This is a genomic window from Pseudomonas sp. NPDC087029 (assembly GCF_044745345.1).
GTDB lineage: Bacteria > Pseudomonadota > Gammaproteobacteria > Pseudomonadales > Pseudomonadaceae > Aquipseudomonas > Aquipseudomonas faucium.
On the sequence record NZ_JBIVAB010000004.1, the window covers coordinates 428,007 to 453,262 of the forward strand.

Genomic DNA, 25,256 nt, shown 5'->3' on the forward strand with positions numbered 1-25,256 from the left:
ACGAGGTGAATTAAATAGATTTCCAGACCGCTCGTCAACGACTTTTTGAAAAAATTTTAAATTAATTCCGTCGCTTACGATTTTTGGGGTCATTCGGCCGGTGGAACGTAGCCTTCGGCCTGGGCGTAATCTTCGCCGGCGAAAAACTTGTCCATCTCGCCCTGGAGGAACTTGCGGTCCTCGGCGTTCATCATGTTCAGGCGCTTTTCGTTGATCAGCATGGTCTGGTGCTTCTGCCAGTCGGCCCAGGCCTTCTGCGAGATGTGATCGAAGATGTCCTGGCCCTTGCTGCCTGGGTAAGGCGGGCGGTCCAGGCCTGGCAGTTCTTCTTTGTACTTGCGGCACATCACGGTGCGGGTCATCGGGCGTCTCCTGCAATCAGTTCGTCGGCCGCGCGTTTGAGCAGCTTCTTCACCGGGGCGGCGAGGCCCAGGCGCGGCGGGGTGGCGAGGTTATACCAGAGCCAGTCGGCCTCGGCCACGTGCTGGCCGACCGGGTCGACGCGCACCAGCCAGGGCTCGATGGCCAGCTGGAAGTGGCTGAAGGTGTGGGTCAGGCCGTCAAGTGCGCGGCTGTCGGCCAGGCGCAGGCCGTGCTGGTAGGCGAGGTCGTCGAGCTGGGCGATGTCGTCCAGCTCCGGCAGGCTCCACAGGCCGCCCCACAGGCCGCTGGAAGGCCGACGGTAAAGCAGGATCGCGCCTTCGTGGTTGGCCAGCAGCGGCATCAGCGTGCGCCGTTGTGGCAGCGCCTTGCGTGGCTTGGGTTCGGGGTAACGGGTTTCTTCACCGTGCAGGTGCGCTTCGCAGCCGCGCTGCACCGGGCAGATCAGGCAGCTGGGCTTGCTGCGGGTACACAGCGTGGCGCCCATGTCCATCATCGCCTGGGTGTAGTGGTTGGCGCGTTGCTGCGGGGTGAAGCGCTCGGCGGTGGCCCACAGCTGGTTGGCTACCTTGGGTTCGCCGGGGTAGCCGGCCTGGGCGGTGTAGCGGGCCAGCACGCGCTTGACGTTGCCGTCGAGGATCGGCGCGCGGATGCCCATGCTGATGCTGGCGATGGCACCGGCGGTGGAGCGGCCGATGCCGGGCAGCTCGGTGAGCTGCTCGACGCTGCGCGGAAACTCGCCGCCATACTGCTCGACCACCACCTTCGCTGCCTTCTGCAGGTTGCGCGCCCGGGTGTAGTAACCCAGCCCGGTCCACAGGTGCAGCACTTCGTCTTCCGGCGCTTCGGCCAGCGCCTGCACGGTCGGCAGGGCCTGCATGAAGCGGTCGAAGTAGTTGAGCACGGTGCTGACCTGGGTCTGCTGCAGCATGATTTCCGACACCCACACTCGGTAGGGGGTGATGCCCTGTTGCCAGGGCAGGTCGTGGCGGCCGTGCTGGTCGTACCAGGCCAGCACGGCGCTGGAGAACTGCTCTGGGCTCATCGCTTGAACAGCCCCTTGAGCGTTTCTTTCAGTTCTGGGCTCACTTTGTCTCCGAGTTTTTCATCGAGCTTTTCATCGATCTTGTCTTTGAGGCGGTTGCCGGCCAGTTTCGCCGCGACCTTGCCCAGGCCGTCCTGGTCCAGGCGGCAGGCCTTGGCGCCCAGCTCCAGCGGGCCACGGCAGCGCAGCGGCACTTCGACGCCGACATAGCGTTCGTTGACCTGGCAGGCCGGGTCCGGCATGGCGCGCTGGTCGCCTTCGACGATCACGCCAACGTTGTAGTCCATGCCCAGCACACGCAGGTCGAGGTCACCATGGCCGTTGACGGTAAGGCCCGGGATGCGCGCCTTGAGGTCCGGGTTGCTGGCGACGCCATTGCGCACCACCAGGCTGCCGCGCAGTTCCTGGAACGGGGTGTCCTTGCCGCGCGGTTCGCCACTGAGGGTCTTGCGGTTGAGGGTGGCGATGGCCTGGCACAGCTGTTGTTCCAGGTTGGCGTTGACCAGCACACCGTCGTTGATGGTGAAGTTTGCGCTGCCGTTGAGGGTGTCGACCAGTGCCTTCTGGCTGTTGCCGGTGGCGGTCAGGTCGCTGTTGAGGGTCAGCAGGCCTTTGACTGGCGGGGCCTGTTCTTTGCCTTCGCGCTTGATGAAGTGCTCGACCGGCACGCGGTTGATCTTGGTATTCAAGCCAACCTGCGGCACCGCAGGGCGCACGTCGACGCTGCCCTTGGCTTCGAAACTGCCGTTGTAGAGGCCGCCGCGCAGGCTTTGCAGGGTCAGCAGGCCGCCCTGGCTGGTGGCCTGAAGCTGGGCATCGCTGATCGGCAGCTTGTCCAGGGTCAGCGCGCCGAAGGCCAGGTCCGCTTGCAGGTCGAGCTCGCGCAGGCGGTCCACCGGCAGCAGCTTGTCATTGCTCCAGGCCACCTGGGTCGGGGCGTTGGGCAGCGGCGAGGTGCCGGGGTTGCCCACGGCGCTGGCTTCTTGCTGCTGCACTTCGCTCTGGCGCGCGGCCGTGGCGCCCTTGGCCTCTTCGCTCTTGGCCGGCAGGTAGCGGTCGGCGTCGAACTTGTCGCCCTTGAGCTGCAGGCGCAGCGCCTGCTTGGCGAAGTCGTCCACGGCCACGCGGCCGGTGAAGGTGCTGTCGTCCAGTTTTACCGCAAGGTCGGCCAGGGCCAGGCTGTTCGGCGTGCCCTGCAGGCGGGTCACCAGCTCCAGCTTGGCGAAGGCGGCCGGGTCGTTGGTGGCCGGCAGGGGGCGGCCGATGCTGTCGAGGAAGGTGCGCAGGTTGAACTGGGCGATCGACAGGCCACCGCTGAGCTGCGGGGCTTTGTCCAGGTCGCGCAGGTTCAGCTCGCCGAGGGCGCGCAGCTGGTTGGCCGAGACTTTCAGGCCGTTCCACGAAGCAACGTTGGCGGCCATGTCGACCAGCAACTGGCCCTGGGCGGCGAAGGTCACGGTCTTGCCGCCGGTGGGCTCGCCCGAGGTTTCGCCCGACAGGCGCATGTCTTCGAAGTTGTAGCGCTTGAGCTTGCGGTCGAAGCGCAGCTCGCCGGCAAGCTCGGTACGGGCCTTGATGTTCGGCTGGCTGGCGCTGAGGAAGGCACTGGCCTTGAGGGCGATGTTGGTGCCCTCGTGAACGGGGCCGGTGCTCAGCTGGATGCTTTCGGCGCTGTAGCTCTTGCCGTTCTGGGCATCGGTGTACTGCACCCGGGCGTTGTTCACGGTCAGGCTGTCGATGTCGAGCTTGACCGCACGCTCGCTGCCGCTGTCGGCAGGTGCGCCGGGTTGTTCGGCGGGGGCCGGTGCGTTGCTGCTGGTGCCACCCTGGGGTGGCAGCGGCTTGCCGATGTCCTGCCAGTTGCCATGGCCTTGCTCATCGCGCACCAGGGTCAGGTTCAGGCCTTCGACGCGCACGTCGCTCATCTGCACTTCGCGGCGCAGCAAGGGCAGCACGCGCACCGACAGGCCGAGCATCTGCAGGTCGGCAAACGGCTCGGTGGGCTTGTTCAGGGTGGCGATGCTGGCATCGTGCAGCTCCAGGCCCAGCCAGGGGAACAGGCTCCAGCCGATATCGCCATTGAGGGTCAGCTCGACATGGGCCTTGTCGCGCGCCAGCTGGCGGATCTCGTCTTTGTAGTCGTTGGGATCGAAGAGGTGGGTCAGGGCAAAGCCCAGTGCCACGATGATCAGCAGCAACCCGAGAAGCCCCAGTCCCAGGATTTTGCCGAACGCTTTCATGGGCGAGTCCTTGTAGTCCGTTTTTGAATTCAAGCGGTTGAGTATAGCGCCGCCGGGGTAGGGCCTGAGTATCCGACAAGAGATACAGGCCATTTCCTACTAATGGATCAGGTAGTGCGGCTTTCGACAGCCTGAGGGCGGGCAGTTCCGTCCGTTTATGGGAGAGACGCGACCCTGCATCAGATTGCCACTATGTCAGGTGTTGCTGATACCCTTGCGCCGCTTGCGTGGAGCGCCGCGACAGATTGTCGCGGGCGTTGCCGCCAACGGCCGCGTTTCACCTTGTGTGCAGCCAGAAGAGCCGGGCATTCAATCCGCGGGCATCGTCTACCTACAAAAGGATCGAATCCATGAACAGCAGTATCACGGCAGGGGCCGCCGCCAGCGCGCCGGGCTTCCTGTCGAAGGAGCGCATCATCGCCCGCCCGGGCTTCAACCGCTGGCTGGTGCCGCCGGCGGCCCTGGCCATTCACCTGTGCATCGGCATGGCCTACGGCTTCTCGGTGTTCTGGTTGCCGTTGTCCCAGGCCATCGGCATCACCGCCCCGGTCGCCTGCTCGGCCGACATGGGCTTCATCGCCCGCCTGTTCAGCGCCGAGTGCGACTGGCCGATCTCGATGCTGAGCTGGATCTACACCCTGTTCTTCGTCTTCCTCGGCTGCTCGGCCGCGGTGCTCGGCGGTTGGCTGGAACATGCCGGCCCGCGTAAGGCCGGCCTGGTGTCGGCACTGTGCTGGTGCGGCGGCATGCTGATTTCGGCGGTCGGGGTAAAAACCCACCAGCTCTGGTTGATGTGGCTGGGCTCCGGGGTCATTGGCGGTATCGGCCTGGGCCTGGGCTACATCTCGCCGGTCTCGACCCTGATCAAGTGGTTCCCGGACAAGCGCGGCATGGCCACCGGAATGGCGATCATGGGCTTCGGCGGCGGCGCGATGGTGGGTGCACCCTTGGCCACCGCGCTGATGGGCCACTTTGGCAACGAGCATGAGGTCGGCGTGTGGCAGAGCTTCGTCGCCATGGCCGCGATCTACTTCGTGTTCATGACCGCCGGCGCGCTGGCCTACCGCGTGCCGCCCACCGGCTGGAAGCCCGAGGGCTGGACCGCGCCGCTGAAGAAGGCCAACGCGATGGTCACCGACCGCCACGTGCATGTCAGCGTTGCGTGGAAAACCCCGCAATTTGCGTTGATCTGGCTGGTACTGTGCCTGAACGTGTCGGCCGGCATCGGCATCCTCGGCATGGCCTCGCCGCTGTTGCAGGAAGTGTTCGCCGGCAAGCTGCTAGGCAACGAGCTGACCTTCAGCGAGCTGAACCCCGCGCAGCTGGCGCAGATTGCCGCGATCGCCGCCGGTTTCACCGGCTTGCTGAGCCTGTTCAACATCGGCGGGCGCTTCTTCTGGGCCTCGTTCTCGGACTACATCGGCCGCAAGAACACCTATTTTGCCTTCTTCGCCCTGGGTGTCGGCCTCTACAGCCTGGTGCCGAACATGGGGCACCTGGGCAACGTGGCGCTGTTCGTGGCGGCGTTCTGCATCATCCTGTCGATGTATGGCGGCGGTTTCGCCACGGTGCCGGCGTACCTTGCCGACCTGTTCGGCACGCAGATGGTCGGTGCCATTCACGGCCGCCTGCTGACTGCCTGGGCGGCGGCGGGGGTGCTGGGGCCGGTGCTGATCACCTACCTGCGCGAGTACCAGCTGGCGGCGGGCGTCGAGCGGGCAGCGGCTTATGACATGACCCTGTACATCCTCGCCGGCCTGCTGGTGCTGGGCTTTATCTGCAACATGCTGGTGCGGCCGGTGGCGGATAAGCACTTCATGAGCGACGCCGAACTTGCCGCCGAGCGGGCGCTGAGCCATGACAAGGGCGCCGATGGCGGCCGGTCGCTGGAGTGGCACGCTGCGCCGGGGAGCCTGCCGCTGGTGCTGGTGGCCTGGGCGGTGGTGGTGATTCCGCTGGCCTGGGGGGTGTGGGTCACCCTGCAGAAGACGGCGGTGCTGTTCCATTGAGGGCATGACCGCTGGCTGATTGGCTGGCTGTGACGGCCTCATCGCCGGCAAGCCGGCTCCCACACGAGCTCTGTGATGTTGAGATCTGTGGGAGCCGGCTTGCCGGCGATCGGGCTACAAAGCAGCCTCCGGCATTGCCATATGTCATCCGCGTTTCAAGCTGGCGCGTTCTGGGCCTATAATGGAGCCCTTTTCGCCCAATGATTTTGCGGAGCTGGTGATGGTCGAACGTAAGGCTTCCGTCGAGCGCAATACCCTGGAAACCCAGGTCAAGTGCTCGATCAACCTCGATGGCAGTGGCAAGGCTCGATTCGATATCGGCGTGCCTTTCCTTGAACACATGCTCGACCAGATCGCCCGACATGGGCTGATCGATCTGGATATCGAGTGCAAGGGTGACCTGCATATCGACGATCACCATACCGTCGAAGATGTCGGTATCACCCTGGGCCAGGCATTTGCCCAGGCCATCGGCGACAAGAAAGGCATCTTCCGCTACGGCCACGCCTACGTGCCGCTGGATGAAGCGCTGTCGCGCGTGGTCATCGACTTCTCCGGCCGCCCTGGCTTGCAGATGCACGTGCCGTACACCCGGGCCACGGTCGGTGGCTTTGATGTCGACCTGTTCCAGGAGTTCTTCCAGGGCTTCGTCAACCACGCCCTGGTGAGCCTGCACATCGACAACCTGCGTGGCCACAACACCCACCACCAGATCGAAACCGTGTTCAAGGCTTTCGGCCGCGCCCTGCGCATGGCCATTACCCTGGACGAGCGCATGGCCGGGCAGATGCCATCCACCAAGGGATGCCTGTAAATGCAGACGGTAGCCGTAATCGACTATGGCATGGGCAACCTGCACTCGGTGGCCAAGGCGCTGGAGCACGTAGGTGCCGGCAAGGTCGTGGTCACCAGCGACGCGGCCGTCATCCGCGAAGCTGACCGTGTGGTGTTCCCAGGCGTCGGCGCGATCCGCGACTGCATGGCCGAGATCCGCCGCCTGGGCTTCGACAGCCTGGTGCGTGAAGTCAGCCAGGACCGCCCGTTCCTCGGCATCTGCGTGGGCATGCAAGCGCTGCTCGAGCACAGCGAAGAAAACCAGGGCGTCGACTGCATCGGCCTGTTCCCAGGCCAGGTGCGCTTCTTCGGCAAGGGCCTGGAAGAAGACGGCGAGCACCTCAAAGTGCCGCACATGGGCTGGAACGAGGTCAGCCAGACCATCGACCACCCGCTGTGGCACGACATCCCCGAGCGTGCGCGCTTCTACTTCGTGCACAGCTACTACATCGAAGCCGGCAAGCCGGGCCAGGTGGTCGGCCGCGGCCACTATGGCGTCGACTTCGCCGCCGCGCTGGCCGATGGTTCGCGTTTCGCCGTGCAGTTCCACCCCGAGAAGAGCCATACCCATGGCCTGCAGCTGCTGCAGAACTTCGTGGCCTGGGACGGGCGCTGGTAAATGAGCAGGTCGAAGGCCAAGGCCCCGGTCATCACCCTGGCCCCCGAACAGGAGCGCGAGGCGCTCGATACCCTCAAGCGTTTTCTCGAAGACCGTTTCGAGTTGCAGCTGGGGTCGTTCGAAGTGGCCGAGGTCCTCGACGTGTTCAGCAAAGAGATTGCACCCCATTACTACAACAGGGCGATTGCCGATGTTCAGCTGCACCTCAAGGAGCGGTTCGAGAGCATCGAAAGCGACCTGTGGGCACTCGAGAAGCCCTGAAACCCAACAAATAGACAGGTTCCCAAGATGCTGATTATCCCCGCTATCGATCTGAAGGACGGTGCTTGCGTGCGCCTGCGCCAGGGCCGCATGGAAGACTCCACGGTATTCTCCGACGACCCGGTGAGCATGGCCGCCAAGTGGGTCGAGGGTGGCTGCCGCCGCCTGCACCTGGTCGACCTCAACGGCGCCTTCGAAGGCCAGCCGGTCAACGGTGAAGTGGTTACCGCCATCGCCAAGCGCTACCCGACCCTGCCGATCCAGATCGGCGGCGGCATCCGTTCGCTGGAAACCATCGAGCACTACGTCAAGGCTGGCGTGAGCTACGTGATCATCGGCACCAAGGCGGTCAAGCAGCCGGAGTTCGTCGCCGAAGCGTGCAAGGCGTTCCCGGGCAAGGTCATCGTCGGCCTGGATGCCAAGGACGGTTTCGTTGCCACCGACGGCTGGGCCGAAGTGAGCACGGTGCAGGTGATCGACCTGGCCAAGCGTTTCGAGGCCGATGGCGTCTCGGCGATCGTCTACACCGACATCGCCAAGGACGGCATGATGCAAGGCTGCAACGTGCCCTTCACCAAGGCCCTGGCCGAAGCCACGCGCATTCCGGTGATCGCCTCGGGCGGCATCCACAACCTGGGTGACATCAAGGCCCTGCTGGACGCCAAGGCCCCCGGCATCATCGGCGCCATCACCGGCCGTGCCATCTACGAAGGCACCCTCGATGTCGCCGAGGCCCAGGCCTTCTGCGACAACTACCAAGGCTGAGGACTGAACCATGGCACTGGCCAAGCGCATCATCCCTTGCCTGGACGTGGACAACGGCCGGGTGGTCAAGGGCGTCAAGTTCGAGAACATCCGTGATGCCGGCGACCCGGTGGAAATCGCCCGCCGCTACAACGAGCAGGGTGCCGACGAAATCACCTTCCTCGACATCACCGCCAGCGTCGATGGCCGCGACACCACGCTGCATACCGTGGAGCGCATGGCCAGCCAGGTGTTCATCCCGCTGACCGTGGGCGGTGGCGTGCGCACCGTGCAGGACATCCGCAACCTGCTCAACGCCGGTGCCGACAAGGTTTCGATCAACACCGCCGCGGTGTTCAACCCCGAGTTCGTGGGCGAGGCGGCAGACCGTTTCGGTTCGCAGTGCATCGTGGTTGCCATCGATGCCAAGAAGGTTTCCGGGCCGGGCGAAGCGCCGCGCTGGGAGATCTTCACCCACGGTGGGCGCAAGCCGACCGGGCTGGATGCCGTGGAATGGGCGAAGAAGATGGAAGGCCTGGGTGCCGGCGAGATCCTGCTGACCAGCATGGACCAGGACGGCATGAAGAACGGCTTCGACCTCGGGGTTACCCGGGCGATCAGCGATGCGCTGGGGATCCCGGTGATTGCCTCGGGTGGTGTGGGTAACCTGCAGCACCTGGCGGACGGGATTCTGGAAGGGCATGCCAGTGCGGTGCTGGCGGCCAGTATCTTCCACTTTGGCGAGTACACGGTGCCTGAGGCCAAGGCCTACATGGCATCGCGCGGGATCGTGGTTCGCTGATGGATTGCTGGGAGGGCTTTGCCCTCCTTTCGCGACACAAGGCCGCTCCTACAGAGGTACGCATTTTCCTGTAGGAGCGGCCTTGTGTCGCGAAAGGGCCGCAAGGCGGCCCCAACAGCTTCACCCGTGGTTCTTGCCAAGCAAGGCGTGATAAAGCTCGGTATCCCCCAAAATCCCCACCACCTTGTCGTTGTCCTGCAACACCAGCTTGTTGCCGGTCTGATAACGAATCCGCAGCGCCTCGCGCATGCCGATGTCGGCATTCACCAGCGTCGGCCGACGCTCCAGCAAGTCCACATCCTGCCCCGGCGCCCAGTTCTGCAGGTCCAGCCCGTTCTGGCCCTGGCGCGCACGCTTGAGCGAACCGCCTTCGCCAAGGTCCAGCCACGAGTCGATCCCCGGGTCCAGGCACACCGAGCCATTGATCCGCTTGCAGTTGTCCAGGGTGCGCATGAGGCTGCGGCCGCACAGCACGTTGAGTGGGTTGGTATGGGCAACGAAGGTGCGCACATACTCGTCGGCCGGGTTGAGCACGATCTCTTCCGGCTTGCTGTACTGGATGATCCGCCCGTCTTTCATGATGGCGATGCGGCTACCCAGTTTCAGCGCTTCATCGAGGTCGTGGCTGACGAACACGATGGTCTTGCTCAGCTTGTTCTGCAGCGCCAGCAGCTCGTCCTGCAGGCCCTGGCGAATCAGCGGGTCGAGGGCCGAGAACGGCTCGTCCATCAGCAGGATGTCGGCGTCCATCGCCAGCGCCCGGGCCAGGCCCACGCGTTGCTGCATGCCGCCGGAGAGTTCGTCCGGCTTCTTGTTGCGCCACTGGGTCAGGCCCACCAACTCGAGCTTCTCATCCACCAGCTTGCGCCGTTCCTTTTCCGGCCGGCCCTGCATTTCCAGGCCGAAGCTGATGTTCTCGCGCACCGTCAGCCAAGGCATCAGGGCGAACTTCTGGAACACCATGGCGATGCGCTTGGTGCGCATCATCTTCAGCTCTGCCGGGGTGCAGTGGGCGATGTCGATGTGCTTGCCTTCGTGCTCGACGAACAGCTTGCCGCGGCTCACGGTGTTGAGGCCGTTGATGCAGCGCAGCAGGCTCGACTTGCCCGAACCGGACAGGCCCATCAGCACGCAGATCTCGCCCTTGTTGATGTCCAGGTTGGCCTTTTCGACCCCCACCACCAGGCCGGTCTGCTTGAGGATCTGCTCGCGGGTCTTGCCCTGGTCGAGCAGCGCCAGCGCTTCGCGCGGCTTGTTGGAGAAGATGACGTCGACGTCTTCGAAGCGAATGATGCTCATGCCTCACCCCTTACCGGCAGTTCCGGTTGCTTGCAGATACGGTCGAGCATGATCGCCAGCAGCACGATCGCCAGGCCCGCTTCGAAGCCCAGGGAGATATCGGCGGTGTTCAGTGCGTTGACCACAGGTTTGCCCAGGCCGTCGGCGCCGACCAGGGCGGCGATCACCACCATCGACAGCGACAGCATGATGCACTGGGTGACGCCGGCGGCGATGCTCGGCATCGCATGCGGCAGTTCGATGCGGGTGAGCAGTTGCCGGCGCGAGCAGCCGAAGGCCTTGCCGGCGTCCAGCAGTTCCTGGGGGACGTCGCAGATGCCCAGGTAGGTCAGGCGAATGGGCGCGGCGATGGCGAACACCACCGTGGAAATCAGCCCCGGCACCACACCCAGGCCGAACAGGGTCAGGGTAGGGATCAGGTACACGAAGGTCGGCACCGTCTGCATCAGGTCGAGCACTGGGCGCATGGCGGTGTAGAACATCGGCTTGTGCGCGGCGAGGATGCCCAGCGGCACGCCGATGGCCACGCACACCACCGTGGCGAAGGTGACCTGCGCCAGGGTTTCCATGGTTTCCTGCCAGTACCCCAGGTTGAGGATCAGCAGGAAGGACAAGGCGACGAAGACGGTCAGTGCCCATTTGCGCTGGATCAGGTGCGCAAGGGCGGCGAACAGGGCAATGAGCACGAACGGGTTGAACCAGGTCAGGGCGCTGGTGACCCCGTGGATCATGAATTCCAGGCCTTGGGCGATAGCGTCGAAGTAGCTGGCGCCGTTCTGGGTCAACCATTCGACGAATGAGGCGATGTACTGCCCCAGGGGTATTTTCTGATCGATAAGCATGATAGCGAGCTTCCACCTGCAAAGATTGAAATCAGTCCGGGACGGGCACGGCCGCGCCCCGGCGGTGTTGCTACAGCGCCTTGCGTTATTGCGTCAGTTTGGCCTTGGCCGCTTCCAGGCCGGGTTTGCCATCCACGGTGGTCACGCCGGCCAGCCAGGTGTCCAGCTTGCCGGGGTTGGCCTTGAGCCACTTCCTGGCGGCGTCGTCGGGCTTCATCTTGTCGTCCAGGACATAGCCCATCATGGTGCTTTCATCCTTGAGCTCGAACGACAGGTTCTTCAGCAGCTGGCCGACGTTGCTGCATTCGTTGACGTAGCCCTTGCGGGTGTTGGTGAGCACGGTGGCCTTGCCGAACTCGGGGCCGAAGAAATCATCGCCGCCGGTGAGGTACTGCATCTTGAAGCGGGTGTTCATCGGGTGCGGTTCCCAGCCCAGGAACACGATCGCCTCGCCGCGCTTCTGCGCCCGGTCGACCTGCGCCAGCATGCCGGCCTCGCTCGACTGCACGATCTTGAAGCCGGCGTCCTTCAGGCCGAAGGCGTTCTTGTCGATCATGCTCTGGATGGTGCGGTTGCCGTCGTTGCCCGGTTCGATGCCGTAGATCTTGCCGTCCAGTTCCTTCTTGAACTTGGGAATGTCGCTGAAATCCTTCAGCCCCTTGTCATACAGCGCCTGGGGCACGGCCAGGGTGTACTTGGCGTTTTCCAGGTTGGCGCGAACCGTTTCGACGGTGCCGGCGTCGCGGTACTGCTTGATGTCGTTCTCCATGGTCGGCATCCAGTTGCCGAGAAACACGTCCAGGTCCTTGCCGGTGGCCAGCGACTTGTAGGTCACCGGTACCGAGATCATGGTGGTGTGGGTCTTGTAACCCAGTGCTTCGAGCACAACGCTGGTGGTTGCGGTGGTCACGGTGATGTCGGTCCAGCCGACGTCCGAGAAGCGTACCGTCTGGCACTGCTCGGGTTCGGCGGCGTGGGCCAGCAGCGGTGCCGATAGCAACGCAACCAGCAACAGCGAGGGTGAACCTTTCATGGATGGACTCCTGTGATTTTATCTTCGGGTTCGCGCGGGTCGCCGGGCTTTCTCAGGGTCCGGTCGACCTGGCCTGCAGAGGGCAGGTTGCGAGGCCGTGCAATACGAGTCGCTTTCGATAATCCTCCAGCGCCGGGCTTACGCCTACTGGTGGGGTCGTAACCAGTACCGAACGGGTCGCATCCAGTACGGGCGATGTCGCATATGGGTTTTTCCATCCTCACGGCCGCATTTTTGCGTCACCAGGGCGCTGGAAAACGGCGCACGGCTGGGCAAAACAGCGCGGCGCTGGTGGACAAAAGTACGTCGGTTGCAGACGGCGAGGAGGGCGTCAAAACCCCGATGATGCGTGCATTCGTGGCGGCTCGCAGCTTCAGCCTAGCAGTTGCCCCGCCCTGCGCATGGCGCGCAGAGACAAGCCCAGCAAGAGGTGAAGCGACAATGGCCATCAGCGTGTTCGACCTGTTCAAGATCGGTGTCGGGCCTTCCAGCTCCCACACCGTCGGCCCCATGCGCGCAGGCGCCCTGTTCGTCCAGGGCCTGCGCGAACGCGGCGAGCTGGAGCGGGTGAAGCGGGTGGAGGTGCAGCTGTATGGCTCGCTCTCGGCCACCGGCATTGGCCACGGCACCGACAACGCCACCATCATGGGCCTGATGGGCGAATGGCCGGACGCGATCGACCCGGCGCAGATCACCCCGCGCATCGCCGACCTGCGTGAAACCGACACCCTGCTGCTGGACAGCCGCCTGCCCATCGAATTCGTCTGGGCCCGCGACATGCGCCTGCTGGACGAGAACCTGCCGTACCACCCCAACGCCATGACCCTGATCGCCGAAGGCGAGCAGGGCGAGCTGCACCGCGACACCTACTACTCGGTGGGCGGCGGTTTCGTGGTTGATGCCGCGCAGGCCGCCAGCGGCGTGCTGGATGCCGACCAGACGGTGCTGCCCTACGACTTCAACAGCGCCGCCGAGCTGCTGCGCCTGTGCAAGCAAAACGACCTCAGCGTGTCGCAATTGATGATGGCCAACGAGAAGGTCTGGCGCAGCGAGCAAGAGATCCGCGCCGGCCTGCACACGCTCTGGCAAGCCATGCAGGAGTGCGTCAACAACGGCCTCAAGCACGAAGGCACGTTGCCTGGCGGTTTGAACGTGCGCCGCCGCGCCGCCAAGCTGCACCGCAGCCTGCAGGAGATCGGCAAACCCAACGTGATCGGCTCGACCATGAGCGCCATGGAGTGGGTGAACCTGTTCGCCCTGGCGGTCAACGAAGAGAACGCCGCCGGCGGGCGCATGGTGACCGCGCCCACCAACGGCGCGGCCGGCATCATCCCGGCGGTGCTGCACTACTACATGCGCTTCAGCGATGCGGTGGACGAGTCGTGCGTGGTCGATTTCTTCCTGGGTGCTGCTGCCGTGGGCATTTTGTGCAAGAAGAATGCGTCGATTTCCGGTGCCGAGGTGGGCTGCCAGGGCGAGGTCGGTTCGGCCTGCGCCATGGCGGCGGCGGGCCTGGCCGAGGTGCTGGGGGCGACGCCGCCGCAGCTGGAGAATGCGGCCGAGATTGCCCTGGAGCATAACCTGGGGCTGACCTGCGACCCGGTGGGTGGGCTGGTGCAGGTGCCGTGCATCGAGCGCAATGCGATTGCGGCGGTGAAGGCCATCAATGCGGTGCAGATGGCCTTGCGCGGCGATGGCGAGCACTTCATTTCGCTCGACCAGGTGATCCGCACCATGCGCGACACCGGGGCCGACATGCATGACAAATACAAAGAGACTTCGCGTGGTGGCCTGGCGGTCAGCGTCATCGAATGCTGACACCCTGGGCTGTCCCCATCGCCGGCAAGCCGGCTCCTGCAGGTACCCACTGCATTCACAACGGGCACCACTGATTCAGTGGTGCCCTGTTCCAGGGCATGGCCGGCCGTCGGATGTCGCGATTGGTATGGGCGTTGTCGGTGACACTCAAGAGTGTCGTTTCTGGAAAACCCACACTGCGCGTGTCACTAAACTGCTCAACCGTTACACGCATCGCACTAACTCGCCGGTTTTAGGCGATTGACAACCTTGATGCAAGACCTTGAATTGCCCAACATTGGCGTCGTTTTCAGGTTTTTTCGAATGGCCGTTCAACTTCAGGCACGGCGTTTGCGTTGAGATTGGCAGACCACCCCCGGAAAATGACCGAGGGGTCAATAACAAGAAATCAGTGCCCGCCTGAGGCACGCCCAGCATTGTGTGAGGAGAAATCGCGATGACGTCGTACACCTCCGGGAATCCAACCCAGAACCGCACAGCACCCCAGTCCATCGGGTTTCTTCTACTGGACAACTTCACCCTCATTTCCCTGGCTTCGGCCGTCGAGCCGCTGCGCATGGCCAACCAGCTGTCCGGCCGCGAGCTGTACCGCTGGCACACCCTGACCGTCGATGGTGGCCAGGTATGGGCCAGCGATGGCCTGCAGATCACCCCGGATGCGGCCATCGGCAATGCACCGCCGGTGGACACCGTGATCGTCTGCGGGGGTGTCGGCATCCAGCGTTCGGTCACCCGTGAGCACGTCACCTGGCTGCAGGCCCAGGCCCGCCAGTCGCGCCGGCTGGGCGCGGTGTGCACCGGCAGCTGGGCGCTGGCCTGTGCCGGCCTGCTCGATGGCTTCGATTGCAGCGTGCACTGGGAATGCCTGGCGGCAATGCAGGAGGCCTTCCCGCGGGTGAACATGAGCACCCGCCTGTTCACCCTCGACCGCAACCGCTTCACCAGCTCCGGCGGCACCGCGCCACTGGACATGATGCTGCACCTGATCAGCCGCGATCACGGCCGCGAGCTGTCGGCGGCGATCTCCGAAATGTTCGTCTACGAGCGCATCCGCAACGAGCAGGACCACCAGCGCGTGCCGCTCAAGCACATGCTCGGCACCAACCAGCCGAAGCTGCAGGAAATCGTCGCGCTGATGGAAGCCAACCTCGAAGAGCCGATCGACCTGGATGAACTGGCAGTGTACGTGTCGGTGTCGCGCCGCCAGCTCGAGCGGCTGTTCCAGAAGTACCTGCACTGCTCGCCGTCGCGCTACTACCTGAAGCTGCGCCTGATCCGCGCGCGGCAGCTGCTCAAGCAGACGCCGATGTCGATCATCGAGGTGGCGTCGGTGTGCGGCTTCGTCTCCACCCCGCACTTCTCCAAGTGCTACCGCGAGTACTTCGGCATTCCGCCGCGCGATGAGCGGGTGGGTTCCAATACCGCGCAGCAGGTGGCGATGATGCCGATTCCGCAGGCCATGGCGCTGTCGCCGCACAGCGGGCCGATGGCGGCGCTGAGCCAGGCGCGCAACGAGTCGACCTTTGCCAGTGTGAGGCTCTGAAACCGCGCTGGCCCCATCGCCGGCAAGCCGGCTCCCACAGGTAACCCACAGCCCTTGAGCTCAGTGGGGTATCTGTGGGAGCCGGCTTGCCGGCGATAGGGCCAGTACAGGAAAAGCCGATCAGGCGCGCTTGTTGAACTGCGCCAACGCCGGCAACAGCTGTTTGTCGATGGCCTGGCGCACCGCCGGCAAGATCGTCGCGCTGCCGGTATACATCTGCTCGACCATGCCCTTGAGCGCCCGCGCGTTGGGCTCGGTCAGCCCCCGCACCACCGCTTCGCAGGCCTGCTCGGCACTGGCCCCGGCCGGAATGTCGAAACCGCGCGCGCGCAGGTGGCCTGCCAGGTCGTCCTGATCAATCAAATCCGCATGCATCATGGCTATTGTCCCTTTTATCGCGAAGAGAGTGCTGCTTGATTCACATCGATTCTGTGACGCGCACGGCAGCCCCGCAACAACAGAATGCCGGCATGGCTGCTTTGGCTAAGAACAGGTCGTTTACGGCTAAATCCCGCGCCCGGCGAGCCTGCACACTGAAGCCATTCACGGTACCAGGGGGTTTGGTCACCCTCGCTCACGCACAGTGGATGTTGCTCGCTCTTGGCCCCGCTGGCTCACGGCTTTGCGGGGCTATTTTTTTGCCCCGCAAACACGCGTTGTCAGGCCTTCGCGGGAAGGCCGATCACCCGGCCGGTGAACGCAGGCGCAGGCAGATCCTGCTGTTCAGCCAGCAGCCCTTGCAGCAATTCGACGCTGCGCTCAGCGAACGGTGAAGACTTCGGCCCGGCCAGGTCGACATGCAGCAGCATCTGCTCGCTGGCCGCCAGGGCCTCGTCGAACCCCGCCCGATGCAGGCTGTGGTAGACATGCAGGCGCTTGCGGTCGAAGCCGACGATCTGCGTCTGCACCCACACCTCGGTGGCCAGCTTCACTTCGTGCAGGTAGTTGATGTGAGCTTCCAGGGTGAACAGCGAATTGCCACTCTGCCCACGGCTGTCGGCATCCAGGCCGATGCGCTCCATCAGCGCATCGGTGGCATAGCTGAAGATCAGCAGGTAGAAGGCATCGCGCAGGTGCCCGTTGTAGTCGACCCAGTCCTCCTGGACGGGGGTGCGGTAAGTGGTCAGTGCGGGCATCGTGCGCTCCTCAGTCGCCAAAGGCCATGCCGTGCTTGGCCTTGCTGGTCTTCACCGCTTCCAGCACCGCCAGCAGGGTGTCATCACGATAGCGCTCCAGCGCGGCGATGCTGCGTTCGCCCTGTTGCGCCGAGGTGCCGTCCACCACGTCGTCGATCAGCTTGTCGGTCAGCTCGGGGGCGGGCAGGTAGGTCCAGGGCAGTTTCAGCGCCGGGCCGAACTGCGACATGAAGTGGCGCATGCCCGCATCTCCGCCAGCCAGGGTGTAGGTGAGGAAGGTGCCCATGAACGACCAGCGCAAACCGGCGCCGAAGCGGATGGCATCGTCGATTTCGCCCGTGCTGGCGACGCCGTCGTTGACCAGGTGCAGCGCCTCGCGCCACAGCGCTTCGAGCAGGCGGTCGGCGATGAAGCCCGGCACTTCCTTGCGCACGTGCAGCGGGCGCATGCCGAGGGCGGTGTAGATGGTTTTTGCCGCTTCGATGGCTTCGGGCGCGGTGCGGCTGCCGCCGACGATCTCCACCAGCGGCAGCAGGTACACCGGGTTGAACGGGTGGCCGACCACGCAGCGCTCGGGGTGCGTGGCCGATTCGTAGAACTCGCTGGGCAGCAGGCCCGAGGTGCTCGAACCGATGATGGCGTCAGGCTTGGCCGCGGCGCTGATCTTGGCGTGCAGCTCGAGCTTGAGGTCCAGCCGTTCTGGCGCGCTTTCCTGGACGAAGTCGGCGTTGCGCACGCACTCCTCGATGGTGGCCACAAAGGTCAGGCGCTCGGGTGATGCACCTGCCGCCAGGCCCTGCTTTTCAAGCGCAGGCCAGGCGTTGGCGATGCGCTTGCGCAGCGCCTGCTCGGCACCCGGTGCCGGGTCCCAGGCGATCACGTCCAGGCCGTGGGCGAGGGCGCGGGCGACCCAGCCGCTGCCGATCACGCCGCTACCCAGGGCGGCGAAGGTCTTGATCTCGGTGATGAAGGGCATATCGGTCTCCAGTAGGGATCAGCGGCGCTTGAGGTTCATTTTTTCCCGGCCTTCTGCCGGGCTGAGTACGCGGCCACCCATGCGGGTGATGATCTCGGCGGCGCGCTCCACCAGTTGGCCGTTGCTGGCCAGCACGCCGCGGTCCAGGTACAGGTTGTCTTCCAGGCCCACCCGCACGTTGCCGCCGAGCAGCACGGCTTGCGCTGCCATCGGCATCTGCATGCGGCCGATGCCGAAGCCGGCCCAGGTGACGTTGGCCGGCAGGTTGTCGACCATCGCCTTCATGGTGGTGGTGTCGGCCGGCGCGCCCCAGGGGATGCCCAGGCACAGTTGGAACAGCGGGTCTTGGAGCAGGCCTTCTTTGATCATCTGCTTGGCGAACCACAGGTGGCCGGTGTCGAAAATTTCCAGCTCGGCCTTCACCCCCAGTTCGGTGATGCGCTTGGCGCCGGCGCGCAGTTGCGCCGGGGTGGAGACGTAGATGGCGTTGCCGTCGCCGAAGTTGAGGGTGCCGCAGTCGAGCGTGCAGATTTCCGGCAGCAGCGCCTCGACGTGGGCCAGGCGCTCCAGCGGGCCGATCAGGTCGGTGCCGGGGCCGAATTCCATGGGCGATTCGCCTGGGCCGATTTCCAGGTCGCCGCCCATGCCGGCGGTGAGGTTGACGATGACGTCCACGTCGGCTTCGCGGATGCGTTCCATGACTTCGCGGTAGAGGTTCACGTCGCGGCTGAAGCGGCCGGTTTGCGGGTCGCGGACGTGGCAGTGGACCACGGTGGCGCCGGCTTTGGCGGCTTCGACGGCGGACTCGGCGATCTGCTTGGGGGTGACCGGGACCAGGTGGCTCTTGGCGACCGTGTCGCCAGCGCCGGTGAGGGCGCAGGTGATGATGACGTCGTGGTTCATCGTGTGTTCCTTGTGGGGTCGGTTGAGGCTTTTCGCGGATGAATCCGCTCCTACAGGGGGCGGCGCTGCCCCCTGGCCAAAAGGTTTTGTAGGAGCGGATTTATCCGCGAGGCGATCTGTCAGTTGGCGCTGAGCTTGAGGTTGTCTGCGGCCGGCTTGCCATCGAAGGTGGTCACACCCTCAAGCCAGCGGGCCTTGTCGTCGGGGTGGTCCTTGAGCCACTGGCGGGCCGATTCCAGCGCGTCCTTGTGGTCGAGCAGCGGCTGCATCATGCGGCTCTCGTCCTCGGCGCTGAAACTCAGGTTGGCCAGCAGGCGGTGGGCGTTGGGGCAGCGGTCGGCGTAGTCCGGGGCGGTTACCGTCCACACCGTGGCGCGGCCTTCGTCCGGGCCCAGGGCATCCTGGCTGTCGCCCAGGTAGGCCATGTCGATGTTCACGTTCATCGGGTGCGGCGCCCAGCCGAAGAACACCACCGCTTCCTTGCGCCGCACGGCGCGGTCGACGGCGGCGAGCATGCCGGCCTCGCTGGACTCGACCAGCTGGAACTTGCCCAGGCCGAACTGGTTCTTGGTGATCATGGCCTTGATCTGGGTGTTGGCGCCCGAACCTGGCTCGATGCCGTAGATCTTGCCGCCCAACTCCTTGTCGAACTTGTGGATGTCGGCAAAGGTCTTCAGGCCCTTGTCATACAGGTACTTGGGCACTGCCAGGGTCGCCCGCGCATCTTCCAGGCTCGGCTTTTCCAGCACCTTGACCTGCTGCGCGTCGATGAATGGGGTGATGGTCTGGGTCATGATCGGGTTCCAGTAACCCAGGAACATGTCCAGGCGCTTGTCGCGGATACCGGCAAAGATGATCTGCTGCGAGGCGCTGGTCTGCTTGGTCTGGTAACCCAGGCCGTCGAGCAGTACCTGGGCCATGGCGCTGGTGGCGATGACGTCGGTCCAGTTGACCACGCCCAGGCGCACGTTCTTGCAGGCCGCGGGCTCGGCGGCGAAAAGCGGGGTGGCGACGATGCTGCTCAGGGCAAGGGACAACAGGCTGCGGCGGATCAAGCTGTGCATGGTGGCTCTCCATCGGCAGTGCATATTGTTATGGTGGGCGGCCTCTGCGGGCCGTGTGAATAAGCTACGCGGGCGGCGGGGTGGAAAATCGCACCCTGGCGACCAACACTTGCACGCAAGCGACCACCTTCACTGTGGAGCATTCGATGCCGGACACCATCCACTTCCTATTGCTGCCGGGCTTTTCCGCCATGGGCTTCATCAGCGCCCTGGAGCCGCTGCGGGTGGCCAACCGTTTTCGCGGCCCGTTGTACCGCTGGCGCGTGCTCAGCCTGGACGGCGGCGCGGTGCAGGCGAGCAATGGCATGTCGGTGAATGCCGATGGCGCGCTGGCGCAGGAGGCGCCGGGCAAGATGTTGCTGGTGGTGGCCGGCTTCGACCCGCTGGCGCACTACGGCCTGGCGCTGCAGCAGGGCCTGCGCCGCTTCGACCACGACGGCGTGATCCTCGGCGGCATCGACACCGGCGCCATGCTGCTGGCCGAGGCCGGCCTGCTCGATGGCTACCGGGCGACCTTGCACTGGGAGGCGCTGGACGCCTTCAAGGAGCGCTACCCAAGGTTGCAGGCGACCCAGGAGCTGTTCGAGATCGACCGCCGGCGCATCACCTGCGCCGGCGGCACGGCGTCGATCGACCTGATGCTCGACCTGATCGCCCAGGCCCATGGCAGCGAGTTGGCGGTGCAGGTGTCGGAGCAGTTCGTGCTCGGGCGCATCCGCCCGCGCCAGGACCACCAGCGCATGCAGATCGCCAGCCGTTATGGCCTGAGCAACAAGAAGCTGGTGAAGGTGATTGGCGAGATGGAGCGCAACCTGGAGCAGCCGCTCAATACCCAGGTGCTGGCCGATGCGGTGCAAGTGACCCGGCGCCAGCTGGAGCGGCTGTTTCGCCTGCACCTGGAGGACACGCCCAGCGGCTTCTACCTGCGCCTGAGGCTGGACAAGGCGCGGCAGCTGTTGCGTCAGACCGACATGAATGTGCTGGAGGTGGCGGTGGCGTGCGGGTTCGAGTCGGCTTCGTACTTCACCCGCTGCTACCGGGCGCGGTTTGCCCGGTGCCCCCGGGAGGATCGGCTGGCGCGGGCGGTTTGAGGGGTGTCAGTGGCGGCCTCATCGCCGGCAAGCCGGCTCCCACAAAAGGCTGTGGTGTCACTTGTGGGAGCCGGCTTGCCGGCGATGGGGGCCGTGCAGGCTACTGCTGCCCGATGGTCTGCAGGTACTCCGAGCGGTCATCGCTGCGCTGCGCCACGCAGGTGTTCCACGCCGCCTCGAAGGCCTTGCTCCCGGGTTTCTCGGCGTAGGTCTCGACCTTGCAGTCGGCATCACGCAATTGCGTCCAGAGCTTCTCGGCGGCGTCCATGCGCCCGACCAGCGCCGTGGCCTGGGCCGCTTCGTCGGCATACTGGTCGCGAATACGCTGGATCAGGTCGTCATACGCCAACTTCAACTCACGCTCGGCGGTCTGCTTGTTGAACGCCGCGCAGGCATAGGTCTGCTGGTCGGTTTCAACGTTGTCGCACGGCGTGCTCTCTTCCTCGCCGGCCTGGGCCACGCCGACCACCGCCAGCAGTACCAGCCATGCCAATGATTTCATCCGTTTTCTCCTAAACAGGCTGATGAATCGCAGGGATTCTCGCTCACCCCACGACAAGACGATAGCTCCCTGACGAAATGTTCATGAAACGCCCCAACAGGTCGTTATCGAGACTGTCTCTCATCCCCAGGCGCCGGGCCAGACGGGCCGATGTCGCGCATTGACGCTTTCGGCAAACCCCCTGTCGTTTTTGCATCGGGGCGCCTTGGGGCACAGGCATATGCTGGCCCCAAAGCGCCGGCACATCGTTCGGTGCGACCCAACTCAATAAAAGGGGACAGCCTGATGAGCCCAGCCGAACTGCACGCCGACAGCATCGTCATCGACGGTTTGATCATTGCCAAATGGAACCGCGAGCTGTTCGAAGACATGCGCAAAGGCGGCCTGACCGCAGCCAACTGCACCGTGTCGGTCTGGGAAGGGTTCAAGGCCACCGTCGACAACATCGCCGCCAGCCAGAAGCTGATCCGCGAGAACGGCGACCTGGTGATGCCGGTGCGCACCACCGCCGACATCCGCAAGGCCAAGGAGCTGGGCAAGACCGGCATCCTCTTCGGCTTCCAGAACGCCCATGCCTTCGAAGACCAGATCGCCTACGTCGACGTGTTCAAGCAGCTGGGCGTGGGCATCGTGCAGATGTGCTACAACACCCAGAACCTGGTCGGCACCGGCTGCTACGAGCGTGACGGCGGGCTGTCGGGCTTCGGCCGCGAGATCGTGGCAGAAATGAACCGGGTGGGCATCATGTGCGACCTGTCCCACGTCGGCTCCAAGACCTCCGAAGAAGTCATCCTCGAATCGAAAAAACCGGTGTGCTACTCGCACTGCCTGCCGTCGGGCCTCAAGGAGCACCCGCGCAACAAGTCCGATGCGGAGCTCAAGTTCATCGCCGACCACGGCGGCTTCGTCGGCGTGACCATGTTCGCGCCGTTCCTGGCCAAGGGCATCGACTCGACCATCGACGACTACGCCGAAGCCATCGAGTACACCATGAACATCGTCGGTGAAGACGCCATCGGCATCGGCACCGACTTCACCCAGGGCCACGGCCAGGACTTCTTCGAATACCTGACCCACGACAAGGGCTACGCCCGTCGCCTGACCAACTTCGGCAAGATCATCAACCCGCTCGGCATTCGCACCGTCGGCGAGTTCCCCAACCTCACCGAAACCCTGCTCAAGCGCGGCCACTCCGAGCGCGTGGTGCGCAAGATCATGGGCGAGAACTGGGTCAACGTCCTCAAGGACGTCTGGGGCGAGTAAGCCGCTCTCCACGCCTGATAGCCCCTGCCAGCAACGCCGGGGCACCCACATGAAAAATTTTATGGAGTTGAGTTTCCATGGCCAAGATCGCCCCGCAATTGCCAATCGAAGTCGACAGCGAGACCGGTGTCTGGACCAGCGACGCCCTGCCGATGCTGTACGTGCCGCGGCATTTCTTCGTCAACAACCACATCGGCATCGAAGAAGTGCTGGGCGCCGACGCCTACGCCGAGATCCTCTACAAGGCCGGCTACAAGTCGGCCTGGCACTGGTGTGAAAAAGAAGCCGAGTGCCATGGCCTGGAAGGCGTGGCGGTGTTCGAGCACTACATGAAGCGCCTGAGCCAGCGTGGCTGGGGCCTGTTCCAGATCCAGGACATCGACCTGGACAAAGGCACCTGCAGCGTCAAGCTCAAGCACTCGGCGTTCGTGTACGTGTACGGCAAGTGCGGGCGCAAGGTCGACTACATGTTCACCGGCTGGTTCGCCGGCGCGATGGACCAGATTCTCGCTGCCCGCGGCAGCAAGATCCGCACCGTGGCCGAGCAGGTCTACGGCGGGTCGGAAGAAGGCCACGAAGATGGCCTGTTCGTTACGAAGCCGTTGTAAGCCGGAGATAGCGTCATGGCATTCGAAGCAATGTTCCAGCCGATCCAGATCGGCAAACTGACCATCCGCAACCGCGTGCTCAGCACCGCGCACGCCGAGGTCTACGCCACTGACGGCGGCATGACGACCGACCGCTACGTGAAGTACTACGAAGAGAAGGCCAAGGGCGGCATCGGCCTGGCCATCTGCGGCGGCTCGTCGGTGGTGGCCATCGACAGCCCGCAAGAATGGTGGGCCTCGGTCAACCTGTCGACCGACCGCATCATCCCGCACTTCCAGAACCTGGCCGACGCCATGCACAAGCATGGCGCCAAGATCATGATCCAGATTACCCACATGGGCCGCCGCTCGCGCTGGGACGGCTTCAACTGGCCGACTTTGATGTCGCCCTCGGGCATCCGTGAACCGGTGCACCGCGCCACCTGCAAGACCATCGAGGTGGAAGAGATCTGGCGGGTGATCGGCAACTACGCGCAGGCTGCGCGGCGTGCCAAGGAAGGTGGCCTGGACGGCGTCGAGCTGTCGGCGGTGCACCAGCACATGATCGACCAGTTCTGGAGCCCGCGGGTCAACAAGCGTACCGACGAATGGGGCGGCACCTTCGAAGGGCGCATGAAGTTCGGCCTGGAAGTGCTCAAGGCCGTGCGCGCCGAAGTCGGCGACGACTTCTGCGTGGGCATGCGCATCTGCGGTGACGAGTTCCACCCCGATGGCCTCAGCCACGAGGACATGAAGCAGATCGCCGCCTACTACGACGGCACCGGCATGCTCGATTTCATCGGCGTGGTCGGCTCGGGTTGCGACACCCACAACACCCTGGCCAACGTCATCCCCAACATGAGCTACCCGCCGGAGCCGTTCCTGCACCTGGCGGCCGGCATCAAGGAAGTGGTCAAGGTCCCGGTGCTGCACGCGCAGAACATCAAGGACCCGAACCAGGCCACGCGCATCCTCGAAGGCGGCTACGTGGACATGGTCGGCATGACCCGCGCGCACATGGCCGACCCGCACCTGATCGCCAAGATCAAGATGGGCCAGATCGACCAGATCAAGCAGTGCGTCGGTGCCAACTACTGCATCGACCGCCAGTACCAGGGCCTGGATGTGCTGTGCATCCAGAACGCCGCGACCTCCCGTGAATACATGGGCGTGCCGCACATCATCGAGAAGACCACCGGCGTCAAGCGCAAGGTGGTGGTGGTCGGCGCCGGCCCGGCCGGCATGGAAGCGGCCCGCGTGGCCGCCGAACGTGGCCACGACGTGACCCTGTTCGAGAAGAAGGAGCAGATCGGCGGGCAGATCACCATCGCCGCCAAGGCGCCTCAACGTGACCAGATCGCCGGCATCACCCGCTGGTACCAGCTGGAGCTGGCGCGCCTGAAAGTCGACCTGCGCCTGGGCACTGCCGCTGACGTGGCGACCATCCAGGACCTGCGCCCGGACGTGATCGTGCTGGCCGTGGGCGGGCATTCGTTCCTTGAGCAGAACGAGCACTGGGGCGCCGCCGAAGGGCTGGTGGTCAGCAGCTGGGACGTGCTCGACGGCAAGGTGGCGCCGGGCAAGAACGTGCTGGTGTACGACACCATCTGCGAATTCACCGGCATGTCGGTGGCCGACTTCATCGCCGACAAGGGCAGCCAGGTCGAGATCGTCACCGACGACATCAAGCCGGGCGTGGCCATGGGCGGCACCACCTTCCCAACCTACTACCGCAGCATGTACCCCAAAGAAGTGATCATGACCGGCGACATGATGCTGGAGAAGGTCTACCGCGAAGGCGACAAGCTGGTGGCGGTGCTGGAGAACGAATACACCGGCGCCAAGGAAGAGCGTGTGGTCGACCAGGTGGTGGTGGAAAACGGCGTGCGCCCTGACGAAGCGTTGTACTACGCGCTGAAGGAAGGGTCGCGCAACAAGGGCCAGATCGATGTGGAGGCGCTGTTCGCCATCAAGCCGCAGCCGATCCTCAGCCAGCCGGGCGAGGGCTACCTGCTGTATCGCATCGGCGACTGCGTGGCCCAGCGCAACGTGCACGCGGCGATCTACGACGCCTTGCGCCTGTGCAAGGATTTCTGATCGCACCGCCGTTGTAGAGGCGGGACTGGCCCCCCTGTAGGAGCGGCCTTGTGTCGCGAAAGGGCTGCGAAGCGGCCCCAAGGTCTTCGCAGCAGCCCCAAGATCTTCGCAGCAGCACAGATCTTGGGGCCGCTTCGCGACCCTTTCGCGACACAAGGCCGCTCCTA

General features: G+C 64.5%; 24 protein-coding genes. 12 read left to right on the forward strand and 12 right to left on the reverse strand.

The genetic code is table 11. The annotated features are described in order from the left end of the window. Nucleotides 1-89 precede the first annotated feature (89 nt). Genes ACIPG5_RS10305 through ACIPG5_RS10315 form a run of 3 tightly spaced genes read right to left on the reverse strand, consistent with a single transcriptional unit; the run spans nucleotide 90 to nucleotide 3,666 of the window. Nucleotides 90-362, reverse strand: coding sequence for an oxidative damage protection protein (locus ACIPG5_RS10305; protein WP_176517966.1), 273 nt, complete (start codon nucleotides 360-362; stop codon nucleotides 90-92). Continuing rightward, a complete protein-coding gene (gene mutY / locus ACIPG5_RS10310; RefSeq protein WP_313395410.1) occupies nucleotides 359-1,426 on the reverse strand; it encodes an A/G-specific adenine glycosylase in 1,068 nt (355 codons plus the stop codon). Before mutY ends, ACIPG5_RS10305 begins: the two co-directional genes overlap by 4 nt. After that, nucleotides 1,423-3,666 (reverse strand): AsmA family protein, encoded by a 2,244-nt coding sequence (locus tag ACIPG5_RS10315; protein WP_401374725.1) that lies wholly within the window; start codon nucleotides 3,664-3,666, stop codon nucleotides 1,423-1,425. The genes mutY and ACIPG5_RS10315 overlap by 4 nt, the downstream gene beginning before the upstream one ends. 350 nt (nucleotides 3,667-4,016) lie before the next feature. Here ACIPG5_RS10315 and ACIPG5_RS10320 point away from each other — a divergent pair, with 350 nt between their 5' ends. The 6 genes from ACIPG5_RS10320 (at nucleotide 4,017) to hisF (ending at nucleotide 8,935) form a co-directional block, all read left to right on the forward strand. Further along, nucleotides 4,017-5,675, forward strand: a complete 1,659-nt coding sequence (locus tag ACIPG5_RS10320) for an OFA family MFS transporter (protein WP_176517969.1) — start codon at nucleotides 4,017-4,019, stop codon at nucleotides 5,673-5,675. Between the two features lie 220 nt (nucleotides 5,676-5,895). Beyond that, on the forward strand, nucleotides 5,896-6,489 hold the full coding sequence (hisB, locus tag ACIPG5_RS10325) for an imidazoleglycerol-phosphate dehydratase HisB (RefSeq protein ID WP_027594270.1): 594 nt from the start codon (nucleotides 5,896-5,898) through the stop codon (nucleotides 6,487-6,489). Then, nucleotides 6,490-7,128: an imidazole glycerol phosphate synthase subunit HisH gene (gene hisH, locus ACIPG5_RS10330; RefSeq protein ID WP_176517970.1), complete on the forward strand. Its 639-nt coding sequence runs from the start codon at nucleotides 6,490-6,492 to the stop codon at nucleotides 7,126-7,128. Continuing rightward, nucleotides 7,129-7,389, forward strand: a complete 261-nt coding sequence (locus ACIPG5_RS10335) for a DUF2164 domain-containing protein (RefSeq protein WP_176517971.1) — start codon at nucleotides 7,129-7,131, stop codon at nucleotides 7,387-7,389. A 27-nt stretch (nucleotides 7,390-7,416) separates the two neighbouring features. Next, nucleotides 7,417-8,154: a 1-(5-phosphoribosyl)-5-[(5-phosphoribosylamino)methylideneamino]imidazole-4-carboxamide isomerase gene (gene hisA, locus ACIPG5_RS10340; RefSeq protein ID WP_016484508.1), complete on the forward strand. Its 738-nt coding sequence runs from the start codon at nucleotides 7,417-7,419 to the stop codon at nucleotides 8,152-8,154. A 10-nt stretch (nucleotides 8,155-8,164) separates the two neighbouring features. Beyond that, a complete protein-coding gene (hisF, locus tag ACIPG5_RS10345; RefSeq protein ID WP_011536177.1) occupies nucleotides 8,165-8,935 on the forward strand; it encodes an imidazole glycerol phosphate synthase subunit HisF in 771 nt (256 codons plus the stop codon). A 120-nt stretch (nucleotides 8,936-9,055) separates the two neighbouring features. Here the strand turns inward: hisF and choV are convergent, their stop codons facing one another. The 3 genes from choV to ACIPG5_RS10360 all read right to left on the reverse strand — a co-directional run bounded on the left by choV (nucleotide 9,056) and on the right by ACIPG5_RS10360 (nucleotide 12,109). Beyond that, on the reverse strand, nucleotides 9,056-10,234 hold the full coding sequence (choV, locus tag ACIPG5_RS10350; RefSeq protein ID WP_176517972.1) for a choline ABC transporter ATP-binding protein: 1,179 nt from the start codon (nucleotides 10,232-10,234) through the stop codon (nucleotides 9,056-9,058). Then, the gene (gene choW / locus ACIPG5_RS10355) at nucleotides 10,231-11,079 is read right to left on the reverse strand and encodes a choline ABC transporter permease subunit (RefSeq protein WP_176517976.1); all 849 of its coding nucleotides are present in this window, start codon (nucleotides 11,077-11,079) and stop codon (nucleotides 10,231-10,233) included. Before choW ends, choV begins: the two co-directional genes overlap by 4 nt. 82 nt (nucleotides 11,080-11,161) lie before the next feature. Continuing rightward, a complete protein-coding gene (locus ACIPG5_RS10360) occupies nucleotides 11,162-12,109 on the reverse strand; it encodes a choline ABC transporter substrate-binding protein (protein ID WP_176517973.1) in 948 nt (315 codons plus the stop codon). Nucleotides 12,110-12,550: 441 nt separating this feature from the next. On the opposite strand from ACIPG5_RS10360, the gene ACIPG5_RS10365 reads away from it, so the two are divergent. Continuing rightward, entirely contained in the window at nucleotides 12,551-13,927 is a 1,377-nt protein-coding gene (locus tag ACIPG5_RS10365; RefSeq protein WP_176517974.1) for an L-serine ammonia-lyase, read from the forward strand. A 436-nt stretch (nucleotides 13,928-14,363) separates the two neighbouring features. After that, nucleotides 14,364-15,470 (forward strand): GlxA family transcriptional regulator, encoded by a 1,107-nt coding sequence (locus ACIPG5_RS10370; RefSeq protein ID WP_176517975.1) that lies wholly within the window; start codon nucleotides 14,364-14,366, stop codon nucleotides 15,468-15,470. Nucleotides 15,471-15,590: 120 nt separating this feature from the next. Here ACIPG5_RS10370 and ACIPG5_RS10375 read toward each other — a convergent pair whose 3' ends face one another. From ACIPG5_RS10375 to choX, 5 genes are all read right to left on the reverse strand, one after another. After that, on the reverse strand, nucleotides 15,591-15,848 hold the full coding sequence (locus ACIPG5_RS10375; protein WP_003255717.1) for a hypothetical protein: 258 nt from the start codon (nucleotides 15,846-15,848) through the stop codon (nucleotides 15,591-15,593). Between the two features lie 281 nt (nucleotides 15,849-16,129). Continuing rightward, nucleotides 16,130-16,606, reverse strand: a complete 477-nt coding sequence (locus ACIPG5_RS10380) for a thioesterase family protein (RefSeq protein ID WP_401374733.1) — start codon at nucleotides 16,604-16,606, stop codon at nucleotides 16,130-16,132. A gap of 10 nt (nucleotides 16,607-16,616) precedes the next feature. Then, entirely contained in the window at nucleotides 16,617-17,582 is a 966-nt protein-coding gene (locus ACIPG5_RS10385; RefSeq protein ID WP_401374736.1) for an L-carnitine dehydrogenase, read from the reverse strand. A gap of 18 nt (nucleotides 17,583-17,600) precedes the next feature. Continuing rightward, nucleotides 17,601-18,485 carry a 3-keto-5-aminohexanoate cleavage protein gene (locus ACIPG5_RS10390; protein WP_401374739.1) on the reverse strand — a complete coding sequence of 295 codons (885 nt, stop codon included), beginning with the start codon at nucleotides 18,483-18,485 and terminating at the stop codon, nucleotides 17,601-17,603. A 119-nt stretch (nucleotides 18,486-18,604) separates the two neighbouring features. After that, entirely contained in the window at nucleotides 18,605-19,549 is a 945-nt protein-coding gene (gene choX / locus ACIPG5_RS10395) for a choline ABC transporter substrate-binding protein (protein ID WP_176516199.1), read from the reverse strand. A 146-nt stretch (nucleotides 19,550-19,695) separates the two neighbouring features. On the opposite strand from choX, the gene ACIPG5_RS10400 reads away from it, so the two are divergent. Further along, nucleotides 19,696-20,640: a GlxA family transcriptional regulator gene (locus ACIPG5_RS10400; RefSeq protein WP_401374743.1), complete on the forward strand. Its 945-nt coding sequence runs from the start codon at nucleotides 19,696-19,698 to the stop codon at nucleotides 20,638-20,640. Nucleotides 20,641-20,740: 100 nt separating this feature from the next. On the opposite strand, the gene ACIPG5_RS10405 is transcribed toward ACIPG5_RS10400, so the two are convergent. Then, the gene (locus ACIPG5_RS10405) at nucleotides 20,741-21,142 is read right to left on the reverse strand and encodes a lysozyme inhibitor LprI family protein (protein ID WP_286913392.1); all 402 of its coding nucleotides are present in this window, start codon (nucleotides 21,140-21,142) and stop codon (nucleotides 20,741-20,743) included. Between the two features lie 285 nt (nucleotides 21,143-21,427). Between ACIPG5_RS10405 and ACIPG5_RS10410 the strand changes: the two genes are divergently transcribed. The 3 genes from ACIPG5_RS10410 to dgcA all read left to right on the forward strand — a co-directional run bounded on the left by ACIPG5_RS10410 (nucleotide 21,428) and on the right by dgcA (nucleotide 25,089). After that, entirely contained in the window at nucleotides 21,428-22,405 is a 978-nt protein-coding gene (locus ACIPG5_RS10410; protein WP_176516206.1) for a dipeptidase, read from the forward strand. A 77-nt stretch (nucleotides 22,406-22,482) separates the two neighbouring features. Continuing rightward, nucleotides 22,483-23,013, forward strand: a complete 531-nt coding sequence (locus ACIPG5_RS10415; RefSeq protein ID WP_176516208.1) for a DUF5943 domain-containing protein — start codon at nucleotides 22,483-22,485, stop codon at nucleotides 23,011-23,013. Between the two features lie 15 nt (nucleotides 23,014-23,028). Then, nucleotides 23,029-25,089: a dimethylglycine demethylation protein DgcA gene (gene dgcA / locus ACIPG5_RS10420; RefSeq protein ID WP_176516210.1), complete on the forward strand. Its 2,061-nt coding sequence runs from the start codon at nucleotides 23,029-23,031 to the stop codon at nucleotides 25,087-25,089. Nucleotides 25,090-25,256 lie beyond the last annotated feature (167 nt).

Excerpts from the sequence above, each read along its gene's own strand:
- ACIPG5_RS10365 (WP_176517974.1), top strand. The coding sequence starts at position 12,551 with ATGGCCATCAGCGTGTTCGACCTGTTCAAGATCGGTGTCGGGCCTTCC.
- ACIPG5_RS10360 (WP_176517973.1), bottom strand. The coding sequence starts at position 12,109 with ATGAAAGGTTCACCCTCGCTGTTGCTGGTTGCGTTGCTATCGGCACCG.
- ACIPG5_RS10370 (WP_176517975.1), top strand. The coding sequence starts at position 14,364 with ATGACGTCGTACACCTCCGGGAATCCAACCCAGAACCGCACAGCACCC.
- ACIPG5_RS10320 (WP_176517969.1), top strand. The coding sequence starts at position 4,017 with ATGAACAGCAGTATCACGGCAGGGGCCGCCGCCAGCGCGCCGGGCTTC.
- choX (WP_176516199.1), bottom strand. The coding sequence starts at position 19,549 with ATGCACAGCTTGATCCGCCGCAGCCTGTTGTCCCTTGCCCTGAGCAGC.
- ACIPG5_RS10400 (WP_401374743.1), top strand. The coding sequence starts at position 19,696 with ATGCCGGACACCATCCACTTCCTATTGCTGCCGGGCTTTTCCGCCATG.
- hisF (WP_011536177.1), top strand. The coding sequence starts at position 8,165 with ATGGCACTGGCCAAGCGCATCATCCCTTGCCTGGACGTGGACAACGGC.
- ACIPG5_RS10375 (WP_003255717.1), bottom strand. The coding sequence starts at position 15,848 with ATGATGCATGCGGATTTGATTGATCAGGACGACCTGGCAGGCCACCTG.
- mutY (WP_313395410.1), bottom strand. The coding sequence starts at position 1,426 with ATGAGCCCAGAGCAGTTCTCCAGCGCCGTGCTGGCCTGGTACGACCAG.
- ACIPG5_RS10385 (WP_401374736.1), bottom strand. The coding sequence starts at position 17,582 with ATGCCCTTCATCACCGAGATCAAGACCTTCGCCGCCCTGGGTAGCGGC.
- ACIPG5_RS10410 (WP_176516206.1), top strand. The coding sequence starts at position 21,428 with ATGAGCCCAGCCGAACTGCACGCCGACAGCATCGTCATCGACGGTTTG.
- ACIPG5_RS10415 (WP_176516208.1), top strand. The coding sequence starts at position 22,483 with ATGGCCAAGATCGCCCCGCAATTGCCAATCGAAGTCGACAGCGAGACC.
- ACIPG5_RS10390 (WP_401374739.1), bottom strand. The coding sequence starts at position 18,485 with ATGAACCACGACGTCATCATCACCTGCGCCCTCACCGGCGCTGGCGAC.
- dgcA (WP_176516210.1), top strand. The coding sequence starts at position 23,029 with ATGGCATTCGAAGCAATGTTCCAGCCGATCCAGATCGGCAAACTGACC.
- hisB (WP_027594270.1), top strand. The coding sequence starts at position 5,896 with ATGGTCGAACGTAAGGCTTCCGTCGAGCGCAATACCCTGGAAACCCAG.
- ACIPG5_RS10315 (WP_401374725.1), bottom strand. The coding sequence starts at position 3,666 with ATGAAAGCGTTCGGCAAAATCCTGGGACTGGGGCTTCTCGGGTTGCTG.
- ACIPG5_RS10335 (WP_176517971.1), top strand. The coding sequence starts at position 7,129 with ATGAGCAGGTCGAAGGCCAAGGCCCCGGTCATCACCCTGGCCCCCGAA.
- choV (WP_176517972.1), bottom strand. The coding sequence starts at position 10,234 with ATGAGCATCATTCGCTTCGAAGACGTCGACGTCATCTTCTCCAACAAG.
- ACIPG5_RS10380 (WP_401374733.1), bottom strand. The coding sequence starts at position 16,606 with ATGCCCGCACTGACCACTTACCGCACCCCCGTCCAGGAGGACTGGGTC.
- ACIPG5_RS10405 (WP_286913392.1), bottom strand. The coding sequence starts at position 21,142 with ATGAAATCATTGGCATGGCTGGTACTGCTGGCGGTGGTCGGCGTGGCC.
- ACIPG5_RS10305 (WP_176517966.1), bottom strand. The coding sequence starts at position 362 with ATGACCCGCACCGTGATGTGCCGCAAGTACAAAGAAGAACTGCCAGGC.
- hisH (WP_176517970.1), top strand. The coding sequence starts at position 6,490 with ATGCAGACGGTAGCCGTAATCGACTATGGCATGGGCAACCTGCACTCG.
- hisA (WP_016484508.1), top strand. The coding sequence starts at position 7,417 with ATGCTGATTATCCCCGCTATCGATCTGAAGGACGGTGCTTGCGTGCGC.